This window comes from Roseiarcus sp. (genome assembly GCF_049514155.1).
Classification (GTDB): domain Bacteria; phylum Pseudomonadota; class Alphaproteobacteria; order Rhizobiales; family Beijerinckiaceae; genus Roseiarcus.
The window spans coordinates 1-6,757 of sequence record NZ_JBEKVH010000185.1 but is presented as its reverse complement, the minus strand read 5'-3'; the positions used below and the strand labels follow the sequence as shown (position 1 = coordinate 6,757).

Annotated in this window: 6 protein-coding genes and 1 pseudogene; all 7 read left to right on the top strand. The window is 69.1% G+C overall.

Translation table 11 applies throughout. The features are described from left to right. Positions 1-218 (top strand): annotated as a pseudogene (locus ABSF49_RS19065) (ATP-dependent DNA helicase RecG); the annotation flags it as partial. Between the two features lie 80 nt (positions 219-298). Then, the gene (locus ABSF49_RS19060) at positions 299-1,045 is read left to right on the top strand and encodes a tetratricopeptide repeat protein (protein WP_424114222.1); all 747 of its coding nucleotides are present in this window, start codon (positions 299-301) and stop codon (positions 1,043-1,045) included. A gap of 34 nt (positions 1,046-1,079) precedes the next feature. Further along, a complete protein-coding gene (locus tag ABSF49_RS19055; RefSeq protein ID WP_424114221.1) occupies positions 1,080-2,027 on the top strand; it encodes a glutathione S-transferase family protein in 948 nt (315 codons plus the stop codon). 74 nt (positions 2,028-2,101) lie between these two features. Then, a complete protein-coding gene (locus tag ABSF49_RS19050) occupies positions 2,102-2,836 on the top strand; it encodes a C13 family peptidase (protein WP_424114220.1) in 735 nt (244 codons plus the stop codon). 143 nt (positions 2,837-2,979) lie between these two features. Continuing rightward, positions 2,980-3,174: a hypothetical protein gene (locus ABSF49_RS19045; RefSeq protein ID WP_424114219.1), complete on the top strand. Its 195-nt coding sequence runs from the start codon at positions 2,980-2,982 to the stop codon at positions 3,172-3,174. A gap of 93 nt (positions 3,175-3,267) precedes the next feature. Continuing rightward, positions 3,268-3,570, top strand: coding sequence for an FAD assembly factor SdhE (locus ABSF49_RS19040; RefSeq protein WP_424114218.1), 303 nt, complete (start codon positions 3,268-3,270; stop codon positions 3,568-3,570). Further along, positions 3,567-6,757, top strand: a 3,191-nt coding sequence (gene mfd / locus ABSF49_RS19035; RefSeq protein ID WP_424114217.1) for a transcription-repair coupling factor, incomplete at its 3' end; no start/stop codon positions are given. The genes ABSF49_RS19040 and mfd, both read left to right, overlap by 4 nt.

Below are 6,757 nucleotides of genomic sequence, written 5' to 3'. Positions count from 1 at the left end.
GCGAAGGCGAGGTGCTCGGAATCCGCCAGGCCGGCGCGCCGGGATTTCGCCTCGCCAGGCTGGAAATCCACGGCCGCCTGTTGGCGTTGGCCCGCCGCCAGGCCGAGGCGGCGCTGGCGGCGGGCGAGGGCCTGCGCGGCGAAGCCAACCGCGGCCTGAGATTGCTGCTCTATCTGTTCGAGCGCGACGAAGCGGCAAAGCTGATGGAGGCGGGCTGATCGGCGGCGGATTGGACAAACGCCCCCGGAATAGCCAAATCACGGGCTTGGCGGGAAACCGTCGCTTGGGAGTGCGCCGCTTGTTTGGTTTGCCGATCGGATGGATCGTCGCCGCGGTCGATATCGCGCTGATCGTTCACGCCGCCAGGAGCGGCCGCTTCATGCCCTGGGGCTTCATCATCCTGTTCCTGCCGGGGATCGGCGCGCTTGCCTATGTCGTGGTCGAGATCGTTCCCGGATGGCTCGGCTCGACCGGGGCGCAGCGCGCCGGCCGCAGCGTCGTCGCCGCGCTCGATCCCGAGCGCCGCTATCGGGACGCCAAGGACGAGCTGGCGATCGTCGACACGATCGCCAACCGTTCGGCGCTCGCCGAGGCGTGCCTGGCGCTGGGCAAGTTCGATGAAGCGCGCGGCCATTACGCTGCCATCCTCGCGGGGCCACAAGGCGACGAGCCGGGCTTTATGCTCGGTCGTGCGCGGGCCGAATTCGGCCTCGGCGAAACGGCGCTGGCGGTGACGACGCTCGACGAGTTGAAAGCGCGCTGGCCCGGCTATCGCTCGCCCGATGGCCACCTTCTCTACGCCAGGGCGCTTGAAGGGGCCGGCCGCGATGAAGAGGCGCTCGCCGCCTATGAAGCGGTCGGCGTCTATTATCCCGGCGCGGAGCCGCGGGTGCGACAGGCCGAACTTCTCGCGCGCCTCGGCCGAGCCGACGAAGCGCGCGCGCTGGCCGACGAGGTCGCGCGGGGCTTGAAGCGCGCGCCGGCGCATGTGCGCCGGGCGCAGAGCCAATGGCTCGCCGCCGCCGAGAAGCTGGCGCGACGCTGAGCGGCGAAAAAGACCGCGCAAGGGAGAACAGGCGATGCAGATGGTCGACGGCGTGTGGCGCGTGGAAGGGAATTTCTCTCATGATTCCGCCGGGCGGTTCGTCCGCGGCGACGCGCAGTTCCGCGACTGGATCACCGCCGACGGCGCGCCGGGTCCCTCGGGCGAGGGCGGTTGCCAGGCCGAGCCGGGGCGCTACCGGCTCTACGTGTCGCTCGCCTGTCCCTGGGCCCACCGCACGCTGATCTTCCGCAAGCTGAAAGGGCTGGAGCGAATCGTCGAGCTGTCGGTCGTCAACTGGCTGCTCGGCGATCAGGGCTGGACGTTTGCGCCCGGGCGCGGCGTCGTCGCCGACCCCGTGCTCGGGGCCGAGAAGCTCTACGAACTCTACCTCGCCTCGCGGCCGGGCTACAGCGGACATTGCACCGTGCCGGTGCTGTTCGACGTGCAGCGCCGCCGCATCGTCAACAACGAGTCGTCGGAAATCATCCGCATGTTCAATTCGGCGTTCGACGGAATCGGCGCTGAAGTCGGCGACTTCTATCCCGCCGAGCTGCGCGAGGAGATCGACGCGCTCAACGCGCGCATCTACCCGACCGTCAACAACGGCGTCTATCGCTGCGGCTTCGCGCGCAGCCAGCAGGCCTACGACGAAGCCGTCGTCGCGCTGTTCGACTCGCTCGATGGACTCGAGGCGCGGCTCGCCGACCGCCGCTACCTGTGCGGCGAGCGCGTGACCGAAGCCGATTGGCGGCTGTTCACGACGCTGGTCCGCTTCGATCCGGTCTATGTCGGCCTGTTCAAATGCAACCTGCGCCGGATCGCCGATTATCCCAACCTCAGCCGTTATCTCAAGGCGTTGCGCGCTTGGCCGGGCGTCGAGGAGACGATCGACTATTTCCACATCAAGCACCATTATTACGAGAGCCTGAAGTTCATTAATCCGACCGGGATCGTGCCGCGCGGTCCGGCCGGCTACGAATGAATCCGAAGGGTTCCCTTCGGTGAGCGAACCGCCTAGATAGAACCGATACGGAAGCGATCACGCAGGCGCTCGGCATGAAGCGGCGAAACTGCGCCCAAATCGGGCTGACGGCGGCTCTCGCGCTCGCGGCGGCGAGCGCGGCGGCCGCGCCGGCCAAGATCGACATCGTCGCTTTCGGCTTGTGGGGCGATCAGAGCGTCTTCGCCAGCGAGGCCGAGGGCGCGGCGCGCGTCATCGCGCATCAGTTCGGCCCCGTCGACAAGGTGATTGTGCGCGCCAACACCAAGCGCGGCGGCGAAGCGACCGAGGACAATCTGCGCGCGACCCTCGCCGAACTCGGGGCGAAGATGGATCCGGAGCGCGACCTCCTTTTCCTCGTCCTCACCTCGCACGGCGATCAAGAAGGCGTCGGCGTCGAGAACCAGGGACAGACCTCGCTGATCACGCCGATCGAACTGCGCACCATGCTGCGCGAAAGCGGCGCGCGCCTCAGCGTCGTCATCGTTTCGGCCTGCTATTCGGGGGTGTTCGCCGACGCGATGGCCGAGCCCGACACGCTGGTCATCACCGCCGCCGACGACGACCACGCCTCCTTCGGCTGTCGCGACGGCGCCAAGTGGACGAGCTTCGGCGAAGCGTTCTTCAACGACGCCCTGACCAAAACCAAGTCGCTGCCCGCCGCTTTCGCGCTGGCGCGCGGCCTCGTCGCCGAACGCGAACGGGCGGAAGGATTCGACCCGTCCAATCCGCAGATCGCCGGCGGACGCCGGGTGCTGGAGCTGCTCGGCGATCAGCCGGAAGCGCAATAGCGAAAATTGCCCGGATTTTCATAAGCATCCGGCAATGTTTGGCCGTCACGATCGGGGTCGTCGCTCGTTTGCGCCCCTATCGCCCGCCGCGTGGCTTCGCGTCGGTCACGCGATCGGGGCCCTGGCCGCTGTGGGTCGCTGCGATGGTGAAGAGTCAGAGCAAGAACTGGGGTCTGCGCGCCGCGCTGTGCGCCGCTGTCGTCGTCTGGCAAATCTACGAAATGGCGACTGCGAGCGTGTTCGCGCCGAGCGACGCCGGCTACGTGAACTATCTCATCGTCGGCGTCGCGCTGATCGGTCTCGTCGCTTCGCTGTTGAAGCTGGTCGTCGAGAACTGAACGCGGCGCGCGCCGGCTGACAATCGCCCGACGCCCGGCTATAAGCCCGGGCGACGGAGGGCCGCTGAGGCTCGTCCGTCGCAGAGGATTCCGATGTCGGGCAACTCTCTCTCGAGCGCCGGGCTCGACGCGCGGCGACGGCGCACGCTGTTTCGCGCCTGGCGGCGCGGAATGCGCGAGATGGATCTCGTCATGGGCAGCTTCGCCGACGCGAATCTGCCGGCGATGAGCGAGGCCGAACTCGACGAATTCGAGCGCCTGCTCGATGCGCCCGATCCCGAGCTGTTGGCGTGGATCACCGGCGAAGCGCCAGTTCCGGCGGCGTTCGACACGCCGCTGCTTGCTCGCCTGCGTCTGGCGCCCGCGGCCTCGCTGAGGGACGCGGAGACGCCGTGAGATCGCTCGCTGCGGCCGTCGCGCGCCTCGCCGCCGGCGGCGCCGTCACGCTCAGCCGCGCGCCCGAGGGTTTCGACGCCTTCGTCGTCGCCGCGCTGGCGCGCGGTCTGGCCCGCGCCGGCGAGCGCCGCGGCGCGGCGGTCGTGTTCGTCGCCCGCGACGGCGCGCGCGCCCAGAGCTTCGTCGACGCGCTCGGATTCGCCGCGCCCGAGGTCGAGGCGCTGCTCTTTCCCTCGTGGGACTGCCAGCCCTACGACCGCGTCTCGCCCAATTCCGCGATCTCGTCACAGCGCATGACCGTGCTGGCGCGGCTCGCGCGCAGCCGCGGCGCGCTCGAGCGGCCGCGCGTTCTCGTCGTCACCGTCAACGCGCTGACCCAGCGCGCGCCGCCGCTATCGTTTGTCGCCGACGCCGCCTTTTCGGCCGCGCCCGGCAACACTGTGCGACTGGAAGAGCTGGCGCGATGGCTCGCCGACGGCGGCTACATGCGCGTCAGCTCGGTCCACGACGTCGGCGAATTTGCCGCCCGCGGCGGCATCCTCGACCTCTATCCGCCCGGCGCGGCGGCGCCGATCCGGCTCGATTTCTTCGGCGACACGCTGGAATCGATCCGCGCCTTCGATCCCGAGACCCAGCTCAGCGTCGGTCCATTGCGCGCGCTCGATCTCGCGCCGGTCAGCGAGGCGCGGCTGACGAGCGAGTCGATCCGCCGTTTCCGCCAGGCCTATGCCGCCGAGTTCGGCGCGCCGCGCCGCGGCGACGCGCTCTACGAAGCGGTCAGCGAGGGGCGGCGCGCGATCGGCCTCGAGCATTGGCTGCCGCTGTTCTACGAGCGCATGGACGCGCTGTTCGACTATGTCGGCGACGCGCCGTTCGTGCTCGACGCGCGCGCCGAGGACGCGGCGCAGGCGCGCTTCGCCCAGATCGCCGACTATTACGCCGCGCGACGATCGGCGTTTCAGGAGGATCCCGCCAATTCCGACTATCGGCCGCTGCCGCCCGACCGGCTCTATCTGACGGCGGACGAATTCGCCGCGCGACTCGCCGCCGGGCCGCTGGCGCGGCTCACGCCGTTCGAGGCGTCGCCCGACGCGCCCAACGCATTCGACTGCGGCGGCCATGTCGGCCGCGACTTCGTTCCCGAGCGGCTCGACGAGAACGCCAGCGTCTTCGACGCCGCCGTGCGCCACATTCGCGCGCTTGGCGATCGCGGCCTGAAGGTCGTCGTCGCCGGCTGGAGCGACGGCTCGCGCGAACGCCTCGGCCACGTGCTCGCCGAGCACGGCCTGAAGAGCCAGGAGCTGGTTTCGTCGTGGCCGCAGGCGAAAGAGGCGCGCGCCGGCGCGCTGCCGCTGGCGGTGATCGCGCTCGAGCGCGGCTTCGAGGCCGACGATCTGGCGATCGTCGGCGAGCAGGACATTCTCGGCGACCGCCTGGTGCGCATTCCCAAGCGTCGGCGCCGCGCCCAGGACGTGCTCGCCGAAGCGGCGGCGCTGTCGGCGGGCGACCTCGTCGTCCACATCGATCACGGCGTCGGCCGCTTCGTCGGCTTGAAGACGATCGAAGCGGCGGGCGCGCCGCACGATTGCCTGGAAATCCATTACGCCGGCGGCGACCGGCTGTTCCTGCCGGTCGAGAATCTCGAGTTGCTGTCGCGCTACGGCTCGGAGCAGGGCGAGCTCGACCGCCTCGGCGCGTCCGGCTGGCAGACCCGCAAGTCGCGGCTGAAGAAGCGCGTGCGCGAGATGGCCGGCGAGCTGATCCGCATCGCCGCCCAACGGATGACGCGTTCTGCGCCGCGGTTGATCCCGCCCGCTGGACTCTACGACGAGTTCTGCGCGCGCTTCCCCTATGACGAGACCCAGGATCAGGCGGCGGCGATCGAGGCGACGCTCGACGATCTCGCCGCCGGCCGGCCGATGGACCGGCTGGTGTGCGGCGACGTCGGCTTCGGCAAGACCGAAGTCGCGCTGCGCGCCGCCTTCAGCGCCGCGATCAACGGAAAACAAACCGCAATCGTCGCGCCGACGACGCTGCTCGCCCGCCAACACGCCAAGACCTTCGCCGCGCGCTTCGTCGGCCTGCCGGTCAGGATCGGCGTGCTGTCGCGCATGATCGGCGCCGCGGAGCAGCGCGAGACGAAGAAGGGACTGGCCGAGGGCGCGATCGACATCGCCGTCGGCACCCACGCGCTGCTCGGCAAGACGGTTTCGTTCAAGGATCTCGGTCTCGTCGTCATCGACGAGGAGCAGCATTTCGGCGTCGCGCACAAGGAGCGGCTGAAGGAGTTGCGGGCCGAAGTGCATGTGCTGACGCTGTCCGCCACGCCGATTCCGCGCACCCTGCAGCTGGCGCTGACCGGCGTGCGCGAATTGTCGATCATCGCCACGCCGCCGGTCGACCGGCTCGCGGTGCGCACCTTCGTCTCGCCGTTCGATCCGATCGTGGTGCGCGAGGCGCTGTTGCGCGAGCGCTATCGCGGCGGCCAGTGCTTTTACGTCTGCCCGCGCATCGAAGACCTCGCCGAGGCGAAAGCGTTCCTCGACAAGAACGTGCCTGAGGTGCGGGTCGCGGTGGCGCACGGCCAGATGCCCTCGGCGGTGCTCGAGGACGTGATGTCGGACTTCTACGACGGCAAGTTCGACGTGCTGTTGTCGACCACGATCATCGAATCCGGCCTCGATATCCCGACCGCGAACACGCTCATCGTGCACCGCGCCGACATGTTCGGCCTGTCGCAAATCTATCAGCTTCGCGGCCGCGTCGGGCGCGCGAAGCTGCGCGCCTATGCGCTCCTGACGCTGCCGCCCAACCGCAAAATCACGCCGCAGGCCGAGCGCCGCCTCAAGGTGCTGCAATCGCTCGACACGCTCGGCGCCGGCTTCCAGCTCGCCTCGCACGACCTCGACATTCGCGGTGCCGGCAATCTCCTCGGCGACGAGCAATCCGGCCACATCAAGGAAGTCGGCTACGAGCTTTATCAGGAGATGCTGGAGGAGGCGGTGATGGCGCTGAAGGCCGGCATCACCACGCCGGTCGCCGAAAAATGGTCGCCGCAAATCACCATCGGCACGCCGGTGCTGATCCCCGAGGATTACGTCGCCGACTTGCCGGTGCGGCTCGCGCTTTACCGCCGGCTGTCCGAGATCGAGGACGATCGCGCCATCGAAGCGTTTGCCGCCGAGCT